A 22,210-nucleotide genomic window follows, 5' to 3' on the forward strand; every position below is an offset into this window, starting at 1 on the left:
TCACGTCGGCGATTTCGCCTCGCACCGAGCACCTCACCACGACGGCCCCTTGCGCGTCCGCCACCCGCCGGGCCGCCGCACAGGCGGGTCCGGTGCCGTGGGAGGCACGGTCGGCTGCCGCGAGCGCGGCCAGATCAGCCGCACCACCCGCACGGTGCCGGGCCGCGACCGCCTGCCCCAATGCCAGGATCACGACGAACACCGCAGAGAGGCTGGCCACCGCCAGAGCCACCCACACGGTCGCCACCCCACGATCACCGCATCGCGCGTCGAGCGGCAGCGGACGGATCAGCCGGACCAGCCGGCTTTGAGAACCCGGTCCCGTCAGCCGGATCAACCGGGCCGGTCGGCTCAGCCGCCCCGACCCGGTCAGCCGGAGCAGTCGGAGCGGTGGGAGCAGTCGGAGCGGTGGGAGCGGTGGGAGCGGTGGGAGCGGTCGGCTCATGGCGGGCTCCCCGCGCCGAGCGGGCGATCCCCGGCGCCTCCGGCGCCTCCTGCGCCCACGGTGTCCGAGGGACCCTCGGCCTCCGAGGGGTCCGCGGTCCCTGCGGTATCCACGGGGCCTCCTCCCAGAGCGTCTCCGGCCTGTGGACTGTCTGAGGTACCTCCCTCGGCGACGGCGCCCACGCCGTCATCGTCACCCACCGAGTCCTCCGCCAGGGCTGCCGCCTCGGCGCTCAGAGTGAGGGCCAAGGACCGCGGGCCGGGGGTGGGAGCCTCCACACGCACGTGCCAGAGCGTGCCCTCCCGCCGCACGACGACCTCCGCCCGGGCGGGCGCCGCCGCTCGGACGGCCTCCCGCACGGCCGACTCCGGCTCCGAACGCGCCGCGGCCCGCGCACCGGCCCGCGCGGCGTCCACGCACCGGATCTGGTCGGCTGCTGCCACGAGGGCCCAGACCAGGACCACGGCCAGTGCCACCAGCGCGGGCAGAACCATCGCCGCCTCGGCGGTCACCGAGCCCCGGTCCGCGCCGCCAGCGCGGTGACGGACACTGCCGCCACCCCGCGTCCGCTTACTCGCCGCCTCCCAACCCCGCTCAGAACGAGCCATCGAGCGCGCCCTTGATCAATGACTGCAAAGCGTCCTGCACAGCACTGCTGTTGACCACCTTGTAGAGCACGGCGGCGAACGCACAGGCAGCGATCGTTCCCATGGCGTACTCGGACGTGGTCATTCCGCGATCGGACCGGCCGAAGCGCCGGAACCACCTGTCCCGCCACAGGGTCGCGCGTCGTCCCGCAACCGGCACGAGCAGCCGGAACCGGTCACGTGCCGGTCCCGCCCCCATCCTCCGAGGGCTCCGGCCGTGTCGGCCGCGGCGCGTACCGCCACAGGTACCGTCCACCATGATTCCGCTCGTTTCGATACTCATCTCGACCCTCGTTCCGCCCGTGTCGGGCATGGTTGGACGACGGGAGCGCCCGCGGCGCGCCCGTGTGAGAACACGTGGCCCGGACAGAGATCCGGTCCGACCGGTTCACCCGGCGTGCAGGAGTCCCCCGGCCAGGCCGACGATCACCGGCGCGACACCGACTGACAGGAAGGCCGGGAGGAAGCAGAGCCCCACCGGTGCGGTGATCAGGACACCCGCGCGCTGGGCCTTCGCCACGGCCGCATCGGCACGTGCGGCGCGTATGGCGTCGGCCAGCCGGGCGACGGGCTCCGCCGCCGGGGCCCCGGTCTCACCGGCGCGGTTCAGGCACCGGGCCAACGGGCCCGCTCCCGGGAGTTCCCCCAGGCGGTCCCACGCCAGGGAAGGATCACCGCCCAGCCGGATCTCGGCGGCCGCGTGGAGCAGCCGTGCGCCGACCGGTCCTGGGAGCGACTCCCCCACGGCCTCCGCCGCCTGCCAGGGGCCGGCTCCGGCAGAGATACACGCAGCCAGCAGGTCGGCTGCCAGGGGCAGTTGCCGGGAAGCCGCCACTCGATCCTCCGCCGAGTCACCGGAAGCTCCGGAACACCGGGCCCGCCAAGTCCGCCGGAAGCGCCACACCGCAGCGGCCGCCCCCACCCCGGCCAGGGTTCCCGTCGCACCCCCCACGAGGATGCCCACCAACAGGCCCGCGCCGACCGGTTCTCCCCACCGCGCCACCGCCTCACGGGCTCCCCGGGCTCCAGGGACTCCCCGGGCCACCCGCGGCGACGGCCGCCACGGCCCCCTCCCGCGCGACGGTTCCCTCTCACCCGGCGTCCCCGCGCCGCTCGCCGCTCCACTCCCGCTCGACGTACCCGCGCCTCGGACCGTCCCGGCGAAGAGCGCCCGGTACCGCTTGCGCCGGGCCCGTTCCCGCCGACCGCAGGCATCCGAGTGCACCGCGCAGAGGGCTGCCGCACACACCGGAACCCATATCCCCAGGCTGTGGACAACTTCTGCGGACGCCGCGTTCATCCGTCGTCCCCCGCCCGCACGATCCGGCCGGCCCAGAAGAGGCCGAGCGTTTCCAGCAGCAGGCCGGTCGTCAGGCATGCCAGCCCCGCCGGGGTGTGCAGCAGGACACGCAACGGACGAGCCCCGAGCGCGGCGCCCATGGCGAGCCCTGCCAGCGGCAACAGGGCCAGCACGACGACCGTCGACCATGCGCCGGCGAGGCGCGCCCGTAGTTCCGCCCTGCGGCGACGTTCGGCGCGTAACGCACCTTCGAGGCGGTCCAGCCCGGTCGCAAGCCCTGCCCCGCCGTCCACCGACACCCGCCAGCACGCCGCGATTCCCGCCAACGATCCCAGCCCCGGAAGCCGGGAAGCCCGGTGCAGTGCGGCGGCCACGTCACCGCCGAACCGCGCCGCGGCGAGCACCGACGACTCGGCGGGCCCCAGCCCCCGCGTCTCCCGCACCGCACGGATCAACGCGTGCCCGGGTTCACGACCGGCCCGCAGCTCACCGACGACCGCGGCGCAGAGCGCCGTCACCGCGACGTCCGCCCGTTCGTCCGCCGCCCGCGCCGCTCGTACGCGCAGTCCGCGCCGTACGAACGGCACCGCCACGGCCCCCGCCACCAGCGGCAACCAGGACTCCCCCAGCGCGGCGACCAGCACGGCGACCGGGGCACAGGCCCATTCACGCCGTTTCCTCAGCAGCTCGCCCACACGTGCGTACAGCACCCCTGTACGCGCCATCGCCGATCTCGAACCGGCCGCGCCACCACCGGAGCCACCGGAGTCGCTCGCCACGGCCGCGCACCTCCCGCGAGCTCGGCCGCCCGCGTCCCGGCGGGCGACGAACCAGAGTGCGAGCGCGGCGCATGCCGTCGCACCCCAGAGCGAACCCGTCTGCGCCCACCCGGTCATCCGGCACCTCCGATGAGAGCGGCCAGCCGCTGCCAGCCCGGCGCTCGCACGAAACCGTCCGCTCCGGCCGTCAGCGCCGGAACGGTGAACACCATCCCGTCGGAGTCCCTTTGCAGAACATGGACTTCGGCGAGGCGTCGGCGTCCCGTCCGGTCACGCGCCAGGTGGATCACGACCGACAGTGCTGCCGCCAACTGGCTGTGCAGCGAGGGCCGGTCGAGCCCGGCCGCCGTCCCCAACGCCTCCAGCCGGGCGGGTACGTGCGATGCGGCATTGGCGTGCACCGTCCCGCACCCGCCTTCGTGTCCGGTGTTCAACGCGGCCAGCAGGTCCGTCACTTCGGGTCCGCGCACCTCCCCGACGACCAGCCGGTCCGGACGCATGCGCAGCGCCTGGCGGACCAGGTCCCGGAGGGTCACCAAGCCCGCCCCCTCCTGGTTAGCGGGCCTGGACTCCAGACGCACCACGTGCGGGTGGTGCGGGCGCAGTTCGGAGGAGTCCTCGGCGAGCACGAGCCGTTCGTGCTCGCCGACCTCGCCCAACAGGCTGGACAACAGAGTGGTCTTCCCCGCGCCCGTCCCCCCGCTGATGAGGTAGGAGACCCGGGCGCGCACCAGGCCTCGCAGCATCCGCTCGCCGCCCGGCGGCACCGTGCCCGCCCGGACGAGCTCTTCCAGGGTGAAGGCCCGGGGCCGGACCACGCGCAGGGAGAGACAGGTCGACCCGACTGCCACCGGGGGCAGCACCGCGTGCATCCGCGTCCCGTCCGGCAGCCGCGCGTCCACCCAGGGCCACGCGTCGTCCAGTCGCCGGCCGGCCACCGCGGCGAGACGCTGCGCGAGCCTCCGCACGGCGGCGGCGTCCGAGAAGGTGACACCGGTCAGCTCCAACCCTCCTCCCCGGTCCACCCAGACCCGGTCGGGAGCGGAGACCAGGACATCGGTCACGGCCGGGTCCGCCAGCAACGGCTCCAGCACACCCGTGCCCACCAGCTCGCCGCGCAACTGCGCTGCCGCGCCCAGAATCTCCTCGTCCCCCAGCAGCCGGCCCTGTGCCCTCACGGCAGCGGCTACGCCCGCCGGCGTGGGGACCTCGCCGCTGACTGCCAGCCGCTGCCGGACGGCGTCCAGCAGGCCTTCGGTCATGATGTCCCTCCCACCGGCACCGCAGTGGGAGGACGGTCCGCGTACGCCTTCTCCCAGAACGCGACGCAGAACCGGGCGAGAGGCCCCCGCGGCCCGGAGCCCGGGGGAAAGACGCCGTCCTGGTGCGCCGGTGCCGCCGGCTCCAGCGGCAGCTCTCCCACCAGGGGCAGGGAGAGGGCGCGGGCGACCCACGGGCCGTCCAGTCCGGGGGCGAACGGCGCCCGGGCGACCACCCGCAGGTCGTCGAGGGTCGTACCGACCCCTGAGGCCACGCACTTCGCGGCCGCCACGGCCCGCAGTTCGCCGGGCACGACCAGCAATCCGACATCCGCCTGGGAGAGCGCCTCCGCCACCCCTTCGTCGACCTGCCGGGGCAGGTCGACGACCACCACTCCGCCCAGCCGTCGCGCTGCCGCGAGCACCGACCGCACCGCTTGGGGCGGCACGGCCTCTCCGCTCTCGCGCCCCCGACTGAGCACGCGCAGTCCGTGCAGGGCGGGCAGGGACTCCTCCAGGACACCGCTGCCGAGCCGCCCTCTCGTATGGGCGAAATCGGGCCACCTCTTGCCTTCACTGCGTTCTCCGCCGAGGAGGACGTCGATGCCGCCTCCCAACGGATCGCCGTCGATCAGCGTGGCCCTCAGCCCTTCCCGGGCCGCGGTCACGGCGAGGGCGCAGGCGAGCGTCGACGCGCCGGCGCCGCCCCTGCCACCCATCACCGCCACGGTGAGCGCGGGCCGCCCCGTGCCTTCCGTCGCGTTGGCGAGCTGCTCGATGAGCCAGCCCTCGGCCTCGGGCAGCCTCAGCACGTGTTCCGCGCCGATCTCGACCGCTTGCCGCCAGACATCGGGCGAGTCCTGGTCCCGGCCGACGAGCATCACCCCGCGGCGGCGCGCGAGCCCGCGGCACCGTGGGACCGCGTCGTCGCCCACCAGGACGAGGGGCGCCTGCCGCCACGACCCGAGATCCTCCGGAGGGCCGTGGTGGACCTCCGGCTCCGCTCCGGCCGCCGCGCAGAGTCGCAGCAGATCGTCGAGGAGGTCGATATCCTCCGTCACGATCAGCGGTACGCCGTTCCGCTCTCGGCCTCCGGGGAATCCTTCTCCCGCCAGGGATCGGGTCACGATCTCCACCCCTTCTCACAGCTCCTCGAGCACCGGTCACGCTGAAACCGGAACGTCCGGGCCAGGTGATTGGGGGCCCACGCACTTGGCGGGCCGGAATCACCATGCGACCTCGGCGAAAAAGATGTGGATCTTGGTGGAAGACTGTGGACAACTAGCGCGCTGTGAATAACTCGGCCACTCGAACCGGGGAAATTCGGAGCGCACCCTTTTTACTACGCACGGTGACGTGCAAGGCTGTGCACAACAGCGCCGAAGCCGACGGGCCTCGTGCGTGGAGTGAGGGAAGAAACGTCCAAATCCGGAGAAAAGACACCCGGACGTGCGACGACCCCCGCCGGGGGGGAGAGCGGGGGCCGTCTCCACGGCCGGCTCGGGGGGGGAGGAGCCGGACCGGGTGAGCACGGTCGCGAACGATCCGTGACTTCCATGGTGTACCCGAGCCTCTCGTCAGGCAAACTCACGCGCCGGGGCTTGAGCCGAATGGAGGCCCCCTATGCTCAGCCTTGTGGAAAACCGCTTCTCGCCGCGCACCGCCGCCTTCTTCGACCTGGACAAGACGGTCATTGCGAAGTCTTCGACGCTTGCCTTCAGCAAGTCCTTCTACCAAGGCGGTCTGATCAACCGCCGCGCAGTGCTGCGCACGGCGTACACACAGTTCGTGTTCCTCGCGGGGGGCGCGGATCACGACCAGATGGAGGGGATGCGCGAATATCTCTCCGCACTCTGCAAAGGGTGGAACGTCGCGCAGGTGAAGGAGATCGTCGCCGAGACCCTGCACGACCTGATCGACCCCATCATCTACGACGAGGCCGCCACCCTCATCGAGGAGCACCACGCCGCCGGGCGCGACGTGGTCATCGTCTCCACCTCGGGCGCCGAGGTGGTGGAGCCCATCGGTGAACTGCTCGGCGCCGACCGAGTGGTGGCGACACGGATGGTCGTCGGCGACGACGGCTGCTTCACCGGCGAGATCGAGTACTACGCCTACGGCCCGACGAAGGCGGAGGCCGTCAAGGAACTGGCCGGGTCGGAGGGGTACGACCTCGCCCGTTGTTACGCGTACAGCGACTCGGCCACCGACGTACCGATGCTGGAGTCGGTCGGACACCCGCACGCGGTGAACCCGGACCGCGCCCTACGCCGCGAGGCAGACGCCCGGCAGTGGCCGATTCTCGTCTTCAACCGTCCGGTCAGACTCAAGCAGCGCCTTCCCTCGTTCTCGCTCCCGCCCCGTCCGGCGCTGGTCGCGGCGGCGGCCGTGGGAGCTGCGGCCGCCACTGCGGGGCTCGTCTGGTACGCCACGCGACGGCGTGGAGTGGCCACGACCTGACCTCCTCCGCCCCGTCTTTCCATGCCTCGGCGGCACCCGCCGGTCCGACGTCCGTGCGAGCGTGCTGCTTCCGCCCCACCGCTTCCGCCTCAGCGCCTCACCCGCTCCGGGACGACGAGACGGAGGAGGTGCGAGGGCATGACCGGCCCCGACGGCCCGAGCCGCTCCAAGATGATTGAACGCAAAAGTAAAGAAGTGGAGCCTGGGGTACCGCTTACCTCCCTCCAGGAGTACAAAGGAGTCAACGGCCCGCGAGACCGGGGACATCCGAGAGGATGACCCTTCACGCAGTAAGGCCCCACGGACCGCGCACCGAAGTCGAGCACCCACGCGACGTCGACCCGTCGATTACGGGCCAGCCGCACCAGGTGACGGGCAATGCACCCGACCTGATGGGCATATATCGAGGACGCTTGGTAACCCGGCGGAAGTGCCAGCGGCGGTACCGGTTCCGGTACCGCCGCAACTCTTTCCACCCCCACCCCCATGGCCATGGCTCCGGGCGCGGACGCCTCGCCGCCGCCCGGAGCACGGGCGAACGCCGGTGACCCGTCCGGCTGCGTGAGCCGGCGCGGAAGCCGTCAGGCGGCCCCGCGCTGGAGTGCCTCGCAGACCGCGGTCGATTCCCGGACACCCAGTTCCACCGCGCGCCCGCAGTGCGCGATCCAGGCGGCCATTCCCTCCGGCGTCCCCGCCAGGTAGCCCTCGAACGCCGCCACGTACGCGGCACGCCCCTGTTCGGCGTGCCCGACCTCGGCCGGGCAGATCGACTTCGGGTCCAGCCCACTGCCGATCAGCACGATGCGCTCGGCGGTCCGAGCCACCAGCCCGTTGTGCGACCCGAAGGGGCGCAGCGCCAGCAGTTCACCGTGCACGATCGCCGACGTGACCAGTGCGGGCGCGGTGCTTCCGTCGATGATGAGCCGCGACAGCCCTTCGAGCCGCCCCGCCACCTCGTCGGCGTCGGGCAGGGGAGCCTCCACGAGGGGTTCGTCCACCGTTTCCCCAGCCAGCCGAGGCCGTCCCACCGTGTCATCGGGGGTCGCACCGCCGGCTGCCACCAGATGGAGCCTGGCCAGCACCCGCAAGGGCGACTGCCGCCAGATGGAGAGGAGTTGACCGGCCTCGGCAGTGAGACGCAGCGCCGCACCCACCGTCCGCGCCTCGGGGTCGCCACGGAAGTCGGTGCGCCGACGCACCTCTTCCAGGTTCCAGTCGGCGCCCGACAGCGCCGCCGAGCCGCGCGCTCCGCGCAGCGCGGCCTCCGACGTCACCTCGTTGCTCCGGCGGCGCATCACACGGTGGCCGTAGACCCGGTCCACGGCCTTGCGGACCGAGTCCACCGAGTCGGGAACCCCAGGCAGGGCGGCGAGAGCGGCGAGCGGGTCCGAGGCAGTCGTACTCATAAGTAGCGAGGCTACGCGCCCCATACACCCTCGCCACCCCCACGTGTTCTTCTTCACGAAGCGCGACAACTTTCCGCGATGATTCGACTACCCTAGGTGAACATGAAGATCGCTTTCGTAGGGAAGGGCGGCAGCGGCAAGACCACGCTGTCCTCTCTCTTCATCCGCCACCTCGCCGCCAACGAAGCCCATGTCATCGCCGTTGACGCCGACATCAACCAGCACCTGGGGGCCGCCCTCGGCCTCGACGAGCGGGAGGCGGCGGCCCTTCCCTCGATGGGTGCCGAACTGCCGCTGATCAAGGAGTACCTGCGGGGCAGCAATCCCCGCATCGCCTCCGCCGACACGATGATCAAAACGACGCCGCCCGGGGAGGGCTCCCGCCTGCTGCGCGTCCGTGAGGACAATCCCGTCTACGACGCCTGCGCGCGTACGGTCAGGCTCGACGACGGGGACATCCGCTTGATGGCGACGGGCGCCTTCGAGGAGTCGGATCTCGGGGTTTCCTGCTACCACTCCAAGGTGGGCGCGGTGGAGCTCTGCCTCAACCACATGGTCGACGGTGAGGACGAGTACGTCGTGGTCGACATGACCGCGGGATCCGACTCCTTCGCTTCGGGCATGTTCACCCGGTTCGACATGACGTTCCTGGTCGCCGAACCGACCCGGAAGGGCGTGTCGGTGTACCGCCAGTACAAGGAGTACGCGCGGGACTTCGGTGTGACGCTCCGGGTGGTCGGCAACAAGGTGCAGGGCCCGGAGGACCTCGATTTCCTGCGCTCGGAGGTCGGCGAGGACCTGCTCGTCGGGGTCGGCCACTCCGACTGGGTACGGGCGATGGAGAAGGGCCGCCCTGCCCGTTTCGAGCTCCTGGAAGCCGACAACAGGATGGCGCTCCAGGCCCTTCAGGACGCGGCCGAGGATTCGTACGCACTGCGCGACCGCGAGCGGTACACACGCCAGATGGTGCACTTCCACCTGAAGAACGCGGAGAGCTGGGGCAACGACAAGACGGGCACCGATCTGGCCGCCCAGGTCGACCCGGCCTTCGTGCTCGACGACCGCTGCCTGGCGACGGGCGTGGCCGCATCCGCGTGACGCGCCGACACGCGCACCGCACCGCGAGGTGGTCGCCCCCGGCCGCACACGGCGGAGGCCACGCGGAACGCCGATGACCGCTCAAGCTCGACGACCGCGCCCGACTGGGGGCCGGGACGGGCGGATGGGGGCGGTCGGATGGGGGCGGACGGGCGGGACGCACGCGGAAGATCCGCGGCGATCCCGCCCACGCCCGGGGTCAGGACTGAGGAAACGTTACTTCTCCTCCGCGTCCTTCGCGCTGTCCCTCACGCCGTCCTTCGTCGGACCCTTCCCCGCGGGGCGCCCCCGCTCACTGCCCGCAGCAGCCGCCGGAGGCGCGAGGTAGGCCGGCCAGCCGCCCTTCGGGGCCTCCCCCACACCGAGCATGCCGAGCTTGGCCAACACCGCGGGGTCCTGGGCGTCGAGCCAGTCGGCGAGCTGACGGAAGGAGACGCAGCGCACCTCCGCCTTGGTGCAGACGGACGCGATCGTCTCCTCCACGGCGCGCATGTAGGTGCCGCCGTTCCAGGACTCGAAGTGGTTGCCGATGATCAGCGGCGCACGGTTTCCGTCGTACGAGCGGTCGAAGGCCTCCAGAAGCCCGTCGCGCATCTGGTCGCCCCAGTACTCGTGCTCCGCGGGGTCGCCCTGAGTGGTGCCGGACTGGTTGAACATGAAGTTGTAGTCCATCGAGAGCGTCTCGAACTCACGCCCGGGGACCGGCACCAGTTGGAGCGGGAGGTCCCACACGCCGTCCTTCTTCGCGGGCCAGACCTGGTTGCCGATCCCGCTGGAGTCGTAGCGGAATCCCATGTCCCGGGCCGCGGCGACCATGTTCTTCTGGCCTTCCAGGCACGGGGTGCGACCGCCGACGAGTTCCTTGTCGTAGTCGAAGGGCAGCGGCGCCTCGGACTTGAGCTCCGGTGCGTTCGTCTTCCAGTTCTTCACGAAGGACTTGGCCTGGGCGATCTCGCTCTTCCACTCGTCGACCGACCAGGTGCCGCCACCGCCGTCGGCGCCGCAGAAGTGGCCGTTGAAGTGGGTACCGATCTCGTTGCCCTCCCGCCAGGCGGCTCGCACCTCACTGAGGGTGTCGTGGATGCCCTTGGTGTCGTTGAAGCCGATGTCGGAGCGGCCGGGCGAGTGCTGGGGCGGGTCGTACAGCTCCTTCCTCTCCTCGGGCAGCAGGTAGACACCGCTGAGGAAGTACGTCATTTTCGCGCCGTACTTCTTGGCCACTCCCCGGAAGTGGGAGAAGAGCTTCTGGCTGTCCTCCCCGGCGCCGTCCCAGGAGAAGACCACGAACTGCGGGGGTTTCTGCCCCGGTGCGAGGCGCCGGGCGACGGGGAGATGGGGCTGCCCTCCCGTGAAGGCCGTGGAACCGTCGCCGATCAACTGGACGACCTTGGCGGGTGCGGGAGCGTTCTGCCCGCCGGACTTCTCCTTGGCGCCCGGCGCCTTTTCGACAGGGGTTCCGGAGACGCCGCTTCCGGCGACGGAACAACCCGCCAGCGCGGCGAACACGGTTGCGGTCGTGACCCCCAGGGCGACCCTCTTCGTGGTGGCGATCATCCGCCCACCTCTTCCTTGCGGCTCATTTGCGTGGACTGTGCCGACATGCGCGGTCACGTTCACACGCCCTCCGGAAGCCCCGGAGCGACAGGCCGAATGAAAAGATGCTTATTCACTGGATTGGGTGATTACCTGCACTATTTGCCCCGTATGCGAGCCACTCGTCTTTACTCTGCATTACGATCCGTTTACCAAGAGTTGAGAAATCCCGCCGCTGCACGCCGTGACCCACGGCCGCGTCCCCACGTTCCGCGACCGCGCTGCCCCGGAGGAGACGGGAATGCCTGCCTGCCTGCCCACCCGAAACAATCGAGACCGCCACGACCGTCTCCCCTCCCGCACCTCGGGAGAGAAGCGACCCCACAGCCCGCCCACGCGCGGAGGCGTCCGCCTCCGCGTCACCGCCGCCGACCTCTCCGCGTCGATCACGGTCTTCCTGATCGCCGTCCCCATGTCCTTGGGCCTCGCCGTCGCCATGGACGCCCCGCTGGAAGCCGGCCTGATCTCCGCCGCACTCGGCGGCATCGTCGCTGGGCTGATCGGCGGCACTCCGCTCCAGGTCAGCGGTCCGTCCGCCGGACTGACCGTCGTCACCGCCGAGTTGATCCAGGTCTACGGCTGGCGCACGACCTGCGCCATCACCATCGGGGCCGGACTGCTCCAGATCCTGCTGGGTTCGCTGCGCACCGCGCGGGGTGCTCTCGCCGTGAGCCCCGCGATCGTCCACGGCACCCTCGCCGGGATCGGCGTGGCCATCGCGCTCGCCCAGTTGCACATCGTCCTCGGCGGCTCCCCCCAGAGCTCCGCCGTACAGAACGCCCTGTCCCTTCCGGAGCAGTTGGCGCGAATCAGCCCGGCCGCCCCCCTGATCGGCGCCCTGACCATCGCTCTGCTGGTGGCCTGGCCGCACCTTCCCGGAGCCGCGGGCCGGGTGGCCCGGAAGATTCCGGCCGCGCTCGCGTCGGTCGCCGTGGCCACGGCGGTGGCCGCCGTCGTCGCACCCGGTATCAGCCGGGTGGACCTGCCCTCGTGGCGGTCCCACGCCCTGCCCGAGCTCCCGCAGGGGCCCGTACTCGCCCTCGCCACCGCCATGTTCACCGTGATGCTGGTCGGCAGCCTGGAATCGCTGCTGGCGGCCGTGGCGGTGGACAAGCTGGCCGCCGACCGTACGGCCGAGCAGGCGGTCAAGAACCCGGACATGCCCCCGCGCCATGTCGCGCGCTCCGATCTGGACCGAGAGTTGCGGGGTCAGGGCATCACCAACATGCTGGCCGGGCTGCTCGGTGGACTTCCGATCTCCGGTGGTGCGGTGCGCAGTTCGGCGAACGTCCGCGCCGGGGCCACCGGCCGCGCGGCGACCGTGCTGCACGGTGTCTGGGTGCTGCTCGCGACGGGGTTCCTGGTCTTCGTGCTGGAGTGGATCCCGCTCGCGGCTCTGGCTGCCCTCGTCATGGTGGTCGGCATCCAGATGGTGAAGATCGCCCACATCAGAAACGTCCACCGGCACCGCGAAGTCCTGGTCTACGGGGCGACGATCACCGGTGTCGTCGGGTTCGGGGTGCTGGCGGGGGTCGCTGTCGGGATCGCCACCGCCGTGGGCATGGCACTCCACCGGCTCGCCCGTACACGTATCAGCGTGAGCGAGAGCGACGGTCGCTTCCTGGTGACCGTGCGCGGCCAGCTGACCTTCCTCGCGGTGCCGCGGCTCAGCCGTGTTCTCAACCAACTCCCTCAAGGCGTCGACGCCATCGTCGAACTGGACGGATTCTTCATGGACCACGCGGCCTACGAGGCCATCCAGGACTGGCGCACCTCCCAGGTCGCCCAGGGCGGCCAGATCGTCTTCACCGGCAGGTCGGGAGGGAGGATCGCGGAACCGGCATCGGCGGCGCACTCCTGCTGCCGTCCGTGGACCCCGTGGCGCAACCATCACTGCCACGACCGTCCCCACCAGCCCACCCCCGTCTCCGGCCGTCCGCACGTGACGCCCGGGCCTGCCGGAGCACCGTCCCCGGCCCGCGCCGACGACGCGGTACGGCACGGGACGCGGCCGCCCACCGCTCCCCGGGCCGGCGGCGGACACACCCTGCTGAGCGGCATCAGTTCCTTCCAGCTCAACACGGCTCCGCTGGTCCGTGAGGAACTCGCCCGTCTCGCTGCGGAGGGTCAGCAGCCGTCCCAGCTCTTCCTCACCTGTGCCGATTCCCGTCTCATCACGAGCATGATCACGTCGAGCGGGCCGGGCGATCTGTTCACCGTGCGCAACGTGGGCAACCTCGTGCCCCCGCCGGATGCTGGGGCCGACGCCGGCGGTGACGACTCGGTGGCCGCGGCGATCGAGTACGCGGTGGACGTCTTGCAGGTCGAGTCGATCACCGTCTGCGGACATTCCGGCTGCGGCGCCATGCAGGCGCTTCTCCACGCCGAGCCGGACACGCCCCGGACCACTCCGCTGTGGCGCTGGCTGCGGCACGGACTGCCCAGTCTGGAGCGCATGTCCTCCCGCGACCACTCGTGGGCCCGCATCTCCGGCCGGATGCCCACCGACGCGGTGGAGCAGCTCTGCCTGACCAACGTCGTGCAGCAGCTCGACCACCTCCGCGCGCACGAGTCGGTGGCGCGGAGACTGGCGGACGGCACTCTCCACCTGCACGGCATGTACTTCCACGTCGGCGAGGCCCAGGCCTACCTGCTCACCGAGGGCGCCAGCTCCGGATCGGGTCCGGACGAGGTCTTCGAACGCGTGGCCCCGGGCATCGGCATCGGCCCGGAGGAAACGCGGGAACCCGCGGCTGTCGTGCCGGAGAAGGCACTTCCGCAGGGTGCGGAAGGGGAAGCGCACCCAGGGGACGGCGCCGGCCGTGAGGAGGCCAGCCACAGCCTCGTCTGAACCCCCGGCACCCCAGGGCCGTGAGACCTTGTGGCTCAGCCGCACCTCCTTCGGGCACGACACGATTCGGGACGGAACACCGTAGCGATGTACGGTGCCGCGCCCGGAGGACGGTCGGCGGAGCTTCTCCATACACGAGGAACAGGTCTAAACCAATTCCCGGCAGACACTTGTCACTCGGCCTTTCGCCTGATGAGCTATGCCACGGGACACAACGGTCACCCTGGGAATGGGAGATGTCGTGAGTAACGAAAGCCTGGCCAACCTGCTGCGTGAAGAGCGCCGGTTCGAGCCGCCGGCCGAGCTGGCCGCGAACGCCAATGTCACGGCGGAGGCGTACGAACAGGCGGCCGCGGACCGGCTGGGCTTCTGGGCCGAGCAGGCCCGCCGCCTCACCTGGGCCACCGAGCCGACCGAGACGCTCGACTGGAGCAATCCGCCGTTCGCCAAGTGGTTCGCGGACGGCAAGCTGAACGTCGCGTACAACTGCGTGGACCGCCACGTCGAGGCGGGCAACGGCGACCGGGTCGCCATCCACTTCGAGGGAGAGCCGGGCGACAGCCGGGCCATCACCTATGCGGAGCTCAAGGACGAGGTCAGCCGGGCGGCCAACGCGCTGACCGAGCTGGGCGTCGGCAAGGGCGACCGGGTCGCCGTCTACCTGCCGATGATCCCTGAGGCCGCCATCACGATGCTGGCCTGCGCCCGCATCGGCGCCGCCCACTCGGTGGTCTTCGGCGGCTTCTCCGCCGACGCCATCGCCGCCCGTATCGAGGACGCGGACGCCAAGGTCGTCGTCACCTCCGACGGCGGATATCGCCGCGGCAAGCCGTCCGCACTGAAACCGGCCGTGGACGACGCCGTCTCCCGCATCGCGAGCGTCGAACACGTCCTGGTCGTGCGCCGCACCGGTCAGGACACCGCGTGGACCGAGGGACGCGACGTCTGGTGGCACGAGATCACCGCCCGCCAGTCCACCGAACACACCCCCGAGGCATTCGAGGCGGAGCAGCCGCTCTTCATCCTGTACACCTCCGGGACCACGGGTAAGCCGAAGGGCATCCTGCACACCTCCGGCGGCTACCTCACCCAGGCGGCCTACACCCACCACGCCGTCTTCGACCTCAAGCCCGAGACCGACGTCTACTGGTGCACCGCCGACATCGGCTGGGTCACCGGCCACTCGTACATCGTCTACGGGCCGCTGGCCAACGGCGCGACCCAGGTCATGTACGAGGGCACCCCCGACACCCCCCATCAGGGGCGGTTCTGGGAGATCGTGCAGAAGTACGGCGTCTCGATCCTCTACACGGCGCCGACCGCGATCCGCACGTTCATGAAGTGGGGGGACGACATCCCCGCCAAGTTCGACCTGAGCAGCCTGCGCGTCCTGGGATCGGTCGGCGAGCCGATCAACCCCGAGGCGTGGATCTGGTACCGCAAGCACATCGGGGCGGACACGTGCCCGGTCGTGGACACCTGGTGGCAGACCGAGACCGGCGCGATGATGATCTCGCCGCTGCCCGGCGTCACCGCGACGAAGCCCGGCTCCGCCCAGCGCGCCCTGCCCGGCATCAGCGCCACCGTCGTCGACGACGAGGCCCGCGAGGTGCCGGACGGCGGGGGCGGCTATCTCGTCCTCACGGAGCCGTGGCCGTCCATGCTCCGCACCATCTGGCGCGACGACCAGCGTTTCATCGACACCTACTGGTCCCGGTTCGAGGGCAAGTACTTCGCCGGCGACGGCGCCAAGAAGGACGAGGACGGCGACATCTGGCTCCTCGGCCGCGTCGACGACGTGATGCTGGTGTCGGGCCACAACATCTCCACCACCGAGGTCGAGTCGGCCCTGGTGTCCCACCCCGCGGTCGCCGAGGCGGCAGTGGTCGGCGCGGCCGACGAGACGACCGGTCAGGCGATCGTCGCCTTCGTCATCCTGCGCGGCACGGCCACCTCCTCCGACGAACTCCTCGCCGAGCTGCGCAACCACGTCGGCACCTCACTCGGCCCGATCGCCAAGCCCAAGCGGGTCCTGCCGGTCGCCGAACTCCCCAAGACCCGGTCCGGCAAGATCATGCGCCGCCTGCTGCGTGACAAGGCCGAGAACCGGGAGCTCGGAGACGTCACCACGCTCACCGACCCCTCCGTCATGGCCCTCATCCAGACGGACTTCCCGTCCGCGTCCTCCGAGGACTGAGTCAAGGCGTACGGCTCCGAGGGGCGTCCGGCAACGGACGCCCCTCGGTCGTGTGGACGGGTTCCCGGTCGTACGGAGGCCCTTCGGTCGCACGGAGGCCCTTCGGTCGTGCGAAGGGCCTTCGCGCGCGGACTACCCTCGCGCGTGCGGACAGCCCTCGGTCGTATGGACGGCCCTCGGTCATGTGGACGGCCCGTCTAGAGTGGCCGTAGCAGGGCAACAGCAGAGAAGATCTTCATAGGGGTGCCGGGAAGTCTGGTCGGCGAGTGCGTCCGTCATGCCCTCCCCACCACCCCGTACCCGGAGGTCCCTCCCGTGGCCGAACCCCGCCGTACCCCGCCGGTCTCTCCAGCATCGGCTTCACCGGCTTCTCCACCTGCCTCCGACCCACCGGCTTCCGATCCACCGCCGGTCTCCCCCGCCTCCTCCCGGACGACGCTGCTCAACCGCCTCCCGCTGCCCGAGCGGAACTTCCTCGCCGACGCGCTTCGCACGGAGACGGTCGGCGGGCTCATCCTGCTGGTGGCCGCCGTCGCGGCACTCGTCTGGGCCAATGTGCAGGGCTCTTCCTACACGGCGGTCAGCGACTTCCACTTCGGCCCGGCCGCTCTCGGTCTCGACCTCTCCGTGGAGCACTGGGCCGCCGACGGGCTCCTCGCCGTCTTCTTCTTCGTCGCGGGCGTGGAGCTCAAGCGCGAGCTGGTCGCGGGTGAACTGCGCGACCCGAAGGCGGCCGCGCTGCCCGTCATCGCCGCCCTGTGCGGCATGGTGGTACCGGCTCTCGTCTACGTGCTCACCAGTGCCCTCGGTGGAGGCGGCCTGGACGGCTGGGCCGTTCCGACCGCGACCGACATCGCCTTCGCGCTCGCCGTCCTCGCGGTGCTCGGCACCTCGCTGCCGGGTGCGCTCCGCGCGTTCCTGCTGACGCTGGCCGTCGTCGACGACCTCTTCGCGATCCTGATCATCGCGGTGTTCTTCACCGAGTCGATCGACTTCCTGGCGCTCGGCGGCGCCTTTCTCGGGCTGGCCCTCTTCTGGATCCTGTTGCGCCTCGGGGTCCGCGGCTGGTGGGTGTACGTGCCGCTGGCTCTCGCCGTCTGGGGGCTGATGTACAACAGCGGCGTCCACGCCACCATCGCGGGAGTCGCCATGGGGCTGATGTTGCGCTGCACCCGGCGTGAGGGGGAGACGGTCTCTCCCGGCGAGCGGATCGAGCATCTGATGCGCCCGTTGTCGGCCGGCCTCGCCGTCCCGCTGTTCGCGCTCTTCGCCGCCGGCATCACCCTGCGCGGCGACGCGCTCGCCGGGGTCTTCACGCGGCCCGAGACGCTCGGGATCGTCCTCGGGCTCGTCGTCGGCAAGACCGTCGGTGTGTTCGGGGGCGCCTGGCTCGCCACCCGCTTCACCAAGGCAGAACTCAACCGTGACCTGGCCTGGGCGGACGTCTTCGCGGTGGCCGCCCTCGCCGGCATCGGTTTCACCGTCTCACTGCTCATCGGCGAGCTCGCTTTCGCCGGTGACGAGGAAAAGACCAACGAAGCCAAGGCGGCCGTTCTGCTCGGTTCGGTCATCGCCGCCGTAGTCTCCGGTGTACTGCTCAAACTCCGGGTACGCGTCCACCGGGCGTTGTACGAGGCGGAGGAGCGGGACGAAGACGCGTCGGGGGTGCCCGACATCTACGAACAGGACGATCCCGCGTACCACCTGCGGATGGCCGCCCTCCACGAACGGAGGGCGGCGGAACACCGCCGTCTCGCCGAACGGGCGGGGGCAGCGAGCGACAGGCCGGACGGTCCGGCATGATCGGTCACCGGATGTGTTGAAGAGAAGAGGGAGTCAGGGATGAGCGACCCCGGCAATTTCGTGGGCAGCGCGGACCGCAGTCTGGGACAACTGGTCGCCTCGGCGACCGCCGAGATGTCCGCACTGGTGCACGACGAAATCGCCCTGGCCAAGGCCGAGGTGCGCCAGGACGTCAAGCGCGGCGTCATGGGCAGCGCCGCCGGAATCATCGCGGGCGTCCTGCTGCTGTTCGCGATCCCGACGCTGAGCTTCGCGGCCGCGTACGGCATCCACAACCTGGGGCTCGGCCTCGCCTGGTCGTTCCTGATCGTCGGCGGCGCCTTCATCCTCCTGGGTGTGCTGCTCGCGCTGTTCGCCGTCGCCAAGTTCAAGAAGGTCAAGCCCCCGGAGAAGTCGATCGCTTCCGCGAAGCAGAGCGCGGCCGTTCTCCAGGGCGTCAAGCCGCACCCCCGGCCGGCCGCCGCGCCCGTTCCGTCCCGCGCGGCGATCGGTGGTTCCACGCTCGCGGACAAGGCCGTCGAGAAGAGTCCGGTCCTGGACAAGTCGTCCGCTGTGGCACGCTCTTCGGCATGACGGTCCCCGAAAGAAGCGCATTCGGTACGACAGGCTCCGCGCGACCCGCGCCGGAGCCGTCCGGGTCCACCCCGGATGCCGCACGGCCCGCCGTCGCCGGCGGGCCGGCGGCCGGTGGTGGCCCGGCGGCCGGCATCGGGCCGACCGGCGGTACGACGGCTACCGGCACCCCGGCCGGTGGCGGCCGTCCGGCGCTCCTCTCCGGGGGCCCCGTGCGGCTGGACGGCCCCTGGACCCACCGTGACGTGGCCGCCAACGGGGCGCGGTTCCACATCGCGGAGATGGGTTCCGGCCCTCTCGTACTCCTGCTGCACGGCTTTCCGCAGTTCTGGTGGACCTGGCGCCACCAACTGCCCGCCCTCGCCGAGGCGGGTTTCCGCGCCGTCGCGATGGACCTGCGCGGCGTCGGCGGCAGCGACCGCACGCCCCGGGGCTACGACCCCGCCAACCTGGCGCTCGACGTCACCGGGGTGATCCGGTCGCTCGGTGAACCGGACGCGGCCCTCGTCGGGCACGACATGGGCGGCTACCTCGCGTGGACGGCGGCCGTGATGCGGCCGAAGCTGGTACGGCGCCTCGTGGTGTCCTCGATGCCGCACCCGCGCCGCTGGCGCTCCTCCATGCTCTCGGACCTTTCCCAGTCCCGGGCCGGTTCGTACGTCTGGGGGTTCCAGCGCCCGTGGCTGCCGGAGCGTCAGCTCGTCGCGGACGAGGGCGCCTTGGTGGGCCGCCTGATCGAGGAGTGGGCGGGTCCCAGCGACGTCGACTTCCCGGACGAGGGCACGCTCGACGTCTACCGCCGCGCCATGTGCATCCCGTCGACGGCGCACTGCGCGGTGGAGCCCTACCGGTGGATGGTGCGGTCGATGGCCCGGCCGGACGGTGTGCAGTTCTACCGGCGCATGAAGCGACCGGTCCGGGTGCCGACCCTGCACCTGCACGGGTCACTCGATCCAGCGATGCGCACCCGGAGCTCCGCCGGGTCCGGCGCGTACGTCGAAGCGCCCTACCGATGGCGACTTTTCGACGGTCTCGGACACTTCCCGCACGAGGAGGATCCGGCCGCCTTCTCGACCGAACTCATCAACTGGCTCAAGGATCCCGAGCCCGATCGCTGACCCTGTACGCACAGATGTTCCCCCGGCGGCCACGTGCCCCGCGCATAGGCCGATTGGCTTGCTTCCGCGCGATTACCGACCATGGGTCACGGGCAGACGTCGGGGTATGGGCTGGACGCACGACTTCGGTGACGCAGCACGCAACCGCCGCTCGACCGCCACTGCCGCGGTGAGCACTCATGAGGGGGGCGGCCCCACGGGCCATATGCATACCGTGCAGGTCATACACGATCCTCGTCTCGGCATCCCGCGCATCCTCCGCCGACGGGCCCGCTGGATGTCGGCGCGGCTGCGTCATCCCCGCGCGTGAGCCGCATCCGCACCTGACCAGCCGTGGGTGCGGGGATGTCCCCGCACCCACGGACACCTTCCGACCGGCAGGCTGTACGCCCGCGCACGGCTTGGCCGGAAGACCTGCTCCGACGCCGTCGGCCCTCGGCTCCCGCCGGGGGACGACGTCGGGGCCCGGTACGACCGGCCGGGCCAGTCGTACCTCCCCTAGAGCGTGCACCCCTGGGTGTCCACCTGCTGGGTGGCCGTGCGGCCGGTGTCGATGTCCTGGCGGATCTCGTCGGCGGTGAGGGCGTACCCGGTGTCTGCGTCGTCGCGGGACTTGGCGAACACCACTCCGTACACCTTTCCGTCCGGAGTGAGCAGGGGGCCACCGGAGTTGCCCTCCCGGACGAGCGCGTAGAGGGAGTACACGTCACGGCGGACGGTGCCGCGGTGGTAGATGTCGGCGCCTTCGGGCTCGATGCGGCCCCGGACCCGCGCGGAGCGGACGTCGTAGCCGCCGTTCTCCGGGAAGCCGGCCACGATGGCGCTGTCCCCCGTCCTCGCGTCGGCCCCGGCGAAGTCCAGTGCCGCTGCCCGGAGCTCCGGAACGTCGAGCACGGCGATGTCCCGCTGCCAGTCGTAGACGACGACCCGCGCGTCGTACACCCTTCCCTCGCCACCGACTTGGACGGTGGGCTCGTCGACGCCACCGACCACATGGGCGTTGGTCATGACGCGCCCGTCCGCGAAGACGAAGCCGGTGCCTTCGAGGACCTTTCCGCAGCTCGGAGCCATGCCGACGACCTTGACGACGGACTTCTTCGCGCGGGCCACCACCGGACTGCCCGTCAGCGCCGGGTCCGGAGGCGCGACCTCGGTGATCGGCTCGTTGGCGAACGGGCTGAAGACCTGCGGAAAGCCGTTCTGGGCGAGGACCGAGGAGAAGTCGTCGAACCAGGTCGACGTCTGCTGGGGCATCACGCGGGAAACCCCCAGCAGCACCGAGGAGTTGCGGACCTGCTTGCCCAGGGTGGGAAGGGAGGTACCGGCGAGTGCGGAGCCGATCAGCCAGGCGACCAGCAGCATCGCGGCCACATTGACCAGCGCGCCGCCGGTGGCGTCCAGCGCGCGGGCGGGGGACCAGGTGATGTGCACGCGGAGCTTGTTGCCGAGGTGGGTGGTGCACGCCTGACCCACCGAGGCGCAGACGATCACGATCACGACCGCGACCACGGCCGCCGTCGAGGAGACCTCGGAGTTGTCCGTGACCCGGTCCCAGATGACCGGCAGCAGGTACACGGCGGCCAGACCGCCCCCGAGGAAGCCGATCACGGACAGGATGCCGACGACGAAACCCTGGCGGTAGCCGATCACCGCGAACCACACGGCGCCGACGAGCAGCAGGATGTCCAGCACGTTCACCGTCTACAGCCTCGCAGATCTGTCACCTGGCCCGTCGGGTGACGGGGTCCGGGAGCCCGGAACAACACAGCAGGAGAGCCAGCCTGTCATGCGTGCCAGTCGAGCGGCACCTGCCTGGTCCGGTCCCAGGGGCGTTCCCAGTCCGCGAAGTGGAGAATCCGGTCGATCAGACCCGCGGTGAACCCCCAGACGAGGGCGTCTTCCACCAGGAAGGCGGGGCCCAGATGGCCGCTGGGGTGCTTGGTGATCACCCGGTTGGCCGGGTCGGTGAGATCGGAGACGGGGACGGTGAAGACCCGGGCCGTCTCGGCCTGGTCGACCGCCCGGACCGGACTGGGGTTCCGCCACCAGCCGAGCACCGGGGTCACCACGAAGCCGCTGACGGGGATGTAGAGCCGCGGCAGCACGCCGAAGATCTGGACCCCGCACGGATCGAGGCCGGTCTCCTCCTCGGCCTCCCGCAGCGCCGCTCTGAGCGGGCCGGTGGTGGCCGGATCGCCGTCCTCGGGGTCCAGCGCGCCCCCCGGGAAGGCCGCCTGCCCGGCGTGCGAGCGGAGCGTGCCCGCCCGCTCCATCAGCAACAGCTCCGGCCCCCGGTCACCCTCGCCGAAGAGGATGAGCACGGCCGACTGGCGCCCCGCACCGCTTTCCGGCGGCAGGAAACGGCTCAATTGCTGCGGACGCACGCCACGCGCCGCCTCGGCGACCGGTCCGAGCCAGTCCGGCATGCCGTCCGTGGTCACGGCGACCGCGTCCGCGCGGGCGAGTGACTCGCCCGGCCGGTGCGTCCCGCCGTCGGTCTGCGCGGCGCTCGTCGGCCGCGTCGTGCTCGGTGTGTAGGTCATGGGCACCCCCGATTTCTCACAACGCCTGTCATCTGCCATTTCGTTCCGTCTTCATCCGTACGGGGGACGCGCGGGAACGTTCCGTGACGACGACCGCCGACGGCGCCGGGACTGCCGGGGGTAAGGCCGGGGGCGCGA

At 71.1% G+C, this 22,210-nt stretch carries 17 protein-coding genes and 2 pseudogenes; 8 read left to right on the plus strand and 11 right to left on the minus strand.

The window, feature by feature from the left end; translation table 11 throughout:
* Window positions 1–4 precede the first annotated feature (4 nt).
* The 7 genes and pseudogenes from PZB77_RS13760 to ssd all read right to left on the minus strand — a co-directional run.
* Window positions 5–445 (minus strand): annotated as a pseudogene (locus PZB77_RS13760) (Rv3654c family TadE-like protein); the annotation flags it as partial.
* Window positions 446–636: 191 nt separating this feature from the next.
* Window positions 637–957 (minus strand): annotated as a pseudogene (locus PZB77_RS13765) (TadE family type IV pilus minor pilin); the annotation flags it as partial.
* An 82-nt stretch (window positions 958–1,039) separates the two neighbouring features.
* On the minus strand, window positions 1,040–1,291 hold the full coding sequence (locus PZB77_RS13770; protein ID WP_275496055.1) for a DUF4244 domain-containing protein: 252 nt from the start codon (window positions 1,289–1,291) through the stop codon (window positions 1,040–1,042).
* A gap of 189 nt (window positions 1,292–1,480) precedes the next feature.
* Complete coding sequence (locus PZB77_RS13775) at window positions 1,481–2,392, minus strand: type II secretion system F family protein (RefSeq protein WP_275492891.1); 912 nt, start codon at window positions 2,390–2,392, stop codon at window positions 1,481–1,483.
* Window positions 2,389–3,117, minus strand: coding sequence for a type II secretion system F family protein (locus PZB77_RS13780; RefSeq protein WP_275496057.1), 729 nt, complete (start codon window positions 3,115–3,117; stop codon window positions 2,389–2,391). The genes PZB77_RS13775 and PZB77_RS13780 overlap by 4 nt, the downstream gene beginning before the upstream one ends.
* Window positions 3,118–3,284: 167 nt before the next feature.
* Entirely contained in the window at window positions 3,285–4,433 is a 1,149-nt protein-coding gene (locus PZB77_RS13785; protein ID WP_275492892.1) for a TadA family conjugal transfer-associated ATPase, read from the minus strand.
* Window positions 4,430–5,491, minus strand: a complete 1,062-nt coding sequence (ssd, locus tag PZB77_RS13790; RefSeq protein ID WP_275492893.1) for a septum site-determining protein Ssd — start codon at window positions 5,489–5,491, stop codon at window positions 4,430–4,432. Before ssd ends, PZB77_RS13785 begins: the two co-directional genes overlap by 4 nt.
* Before the next feature lie 562 nt (window positions 5,492–6,053).
* On the opposite strand from ssd, the gene PZB77_RS13795 reads away from it, so the two are divergent.
* On the plus strand, window positions 6,054–6,890 hold the full coding sequence (locus PZB77_RS13795) for an HAD-IB family hydrolase (RefSeq protein ID WP_275492894.1): 837 nt from the start codon (window positions 6,054–6,056) through the stop codon (window positions 6,888–6,890).
* Window positions 6,891–7,471: 581 nt separating this feature from the next.
* Here the strand turns inward: PZB77_RS13795 and PZB77_RS13800 are convergent.
* The gene (locus PZB77_RS13800; protein WP_275492895.1) at window positions 7,472–8,296 is read right to left on the minus strand and encodes an oxidoreductase; all 825 of its coding nucleotides are present in this window, start codon (window positions 8,294–8,296) and stop codon (window positions 7,472–7,474) included.
* Window positions 8,297–8,398: 102 nt separating this feature from the next.
* Here PZB77_RS13800 and PZB77_RS13805 point away from each other — a divergent pair, with 102 nt between their 5' ends.
* Complete coding sequence (locus tag PZB77_RS13805; protein WP_275492896.1) at window positions 8,399–9,394, plus strand: ATP-binding protein; 996 nt, start codon at window positions 8,399–8,401, stop codon at window positions 9,392–9,394.
* A gap of 216 nt (window positions 9,395–9,610) precedes the next feature.
* Here the strand turns inward: PZB77_RS13805 and PZB77_RS13810 are convergent, their stop codons facing one another.
* Window positions 9,611–10,948, minus strand: a complete 1,338-nt coding sequence (locus PZB77_RS13810; protein ID WP_275492897.1) for a hypothetical protein — start codon at window positions 10,946–10,948, stop codon at window positions 9,611–9,613.
* 280 nt (window positions 10,949–11,228) lie between these two features.
* Between PZB77_RS13810 and PZB77_RS13815 the strand changes: the two genes are divergently transcribed.
* From PZB77_RS13815 to PZB77_RS13840, 6 genes are all read left to right on the plus strand, one after another.
* A complete protein-coding gene (locus tag PZB77_RS13815; protein WP_275492898.1) occupies window positions 11,229–13,838 on the plus strand; it encodes a bifunctional SulP family inorganic anion transporter/carbonic anhydrase in 2,610 nt (869 codons plus the stop codon).
* A 199-nt stretch (window positions 13,839–14,037) separates the two neighbouring features.
* The gene (gene acs / locus PZB77_RS13820; RefSeq protein ID WP_275492899.1) at window positions 14,038–16,035 is read left to right on the plus strand and encodes an acetate--CoA ligase; all 1,998 of its coding nucleotides are present in this window, start codon (window positions 14,038–14,040) and stop codon (window positions 16,033–16,035) included.
* Window positions 16,036–16,473: 438 nt separating this feature from the next.
* A complete protein-coding gene (nhaA, locus tag PZB77_RS13825) occupies window positions 16,474–17,838 on the plus strand; it encodes a Na+/H+ antiporter NhaA (RefSeq protein WP_275496058.1) in 1,365 nt (454 codons plus the stop codon).
* 39 nt (window positions 17,839–17,877) lie between these two features.
* On the plus strand, window positions 17,878–18,411 hold the full coding sequence (locus PZB77_RS13830) for a phage holin family protein (protein ID WP_275492900.1): 534 nt from the start codon (window positions 17,878–17,880) through the stop codon (window positions 18,409–18,411).
* Window positions 18,408–19,529, plus strand: a complete 1,122-nt coding sequence (locus tag PZB77_RS13835; protein ID WP_275492901.1) for an alpha/beta hydrolase — start codon at window positions 18,408–18,410, stop codon at window positions 19,527–19,529. Before PZB77_RS13830 ends, PZB77_RS13835 begins: the two co-directional genes overlap by 4 nt.
* Window positions 19,530–19,635: 106 nt before the next feature.
* The gene (locus PZB77_RS13840; RefSeq protein ID WP_275492902.1) at window positions 19,636–19,839 is read left to right on the plus strand and encodes a hypothetical protein; all 204 of its coding nucleotides are present in this window, start codon (window positions 19,636–19,638) and stop codon (window positions 19,837–19,839) included.
* Between the two features lie 188 nt (window positions 19,840–20,027).
* Here the strand turns inward: PZB77_RS13840 and PZB77_RS13845 are convergent, their stop codons facing one another.
* Window positions 20,028–21,227, minus strand: coding sequence for a MarP family serine protease (locus PZB77_RS13845; RefSeq protein WP_275492903.1), 1,200 nt, complete (start codon window positions 21,225–21,227; stop codon window positions 20,028–20,030).
* A gap of 86 nt (window positions 21,228–21,313) precedes the next feature.
* A complete protein-coding gene (locus PZB77_RS13850; RefSeq protein ID WP_275496059.1) occupies window positions 21,314–21,955 on the minus strand; it encodes a CoA pyrophosphatase in 642 nt (213 codons plus the stop codon).
* Window positions 21,956–22,210: the final 255 nt, after the last annotated feature.

Source organism: Streptomyces sp. AM 2-1-1 (assembly GCF_029167645.1).
Taxonomy (GTDB): Bacteria; Actinomycetota; Actinomycetes; order Streptomycetales; family Streptomycetaceae; genus Streptomyces.

Coding starts and splice junctions, on each gene's coding strand:
- PZB77_RS13785 (WP_275492892.1), bottom strand. CDS start 4,433: ATGACCGAAGGCCTGCTGGACGCCGTCCGGCAGCGGCTGGCAGTCAGC.
- PZB77_RS13850 (WP_275496059.1), bottom strand. CDS start 21,955: ATGCCGGACTGGCTCGGACCGGTCGCCGAGGCGGCGCGTGGCGTGCGT.
- PZB77_RS13805 (WP_275492896.1), top strand. CDS start 8,399: ATGAAGATCGCTTTCGTAGGGAAGGGCGGCAGCGGCAAGACCACGCTG.
- PZB77_RS13775 (WP_275492891.1), bottom strand. CDS start 2,392: ATGAACGCGGCGTCCGCAGAAGTTGTCCACAGCCTGGGGATATGGGTT.
- PZB77_RS13840 (WP_275492902.1), top strand. CDS start 19,636: ATGGGCTGGACGCACGACTTCGGTGACGCAGCACGCAACCGCCGCTCG.
- PZB77_RS13835 (WP_275492901.1), top strand. CDS start 18,408: ATGACGGTCCCCGAAAGAAGCGCATTCGGTACGACAGGCTCCGCGCGA.
- PZB77_RS13830 (WP_275492900.1), top strand. CDS start 17,878: ATGAGCGACCCCGGCAATTTCGTGGGCAGCGCGGACCGCAGTCTGGGA.
- PZB77_RS13810 (WP_275492897.1), bottom strand. CDS start 10,948: ATGATCGCCACCACGAAGAGGGTCGCCCTGGGGGTCACGACCGCAACC.
- PZB77_RS13780 (WP_275496057.1), bottom strand. CDS start 3,117: ATGGCGCGTACAGGGGTGCTGTACGCACGTGTGGGCGAGCTGCTGAGG.
- PZB77_RS13800 (WP_275492895.1), bottom strand. CDS start 8,296: ATGAGTACGACTGCCTCGGACCCGCTCGCCGCTCTCGCCGCCCTGCCT.
- PZB77_RS13815 (WP_275492898.1), top strand. CDS start 11,229: ATGCCTGCCTGCCTGCCCACCCGAAACAATCGAGACCGCCACGACCGT.
- PZB77_RS13770 (WP_275496055.1), bottom strand. CDS start 1,291: ATGGGGGCGGGACCGGCACGTGACCGGTTCCGGCTGCTCGTGCCGGTT.
- acs (WP_275492899.1), top strand. CDS start 14,038: ATGCCACGGGACACAACGGTCACCCTGGGAATGGGAGATGTCGTGAGT.
- PZB77_RS13795 (WP_275492894.1), top strand. CDS start 6,054: ATGCTCAGCCTTGTGGAAAACCGCTTCTCGCCGCGCACCGCCGCCTTC.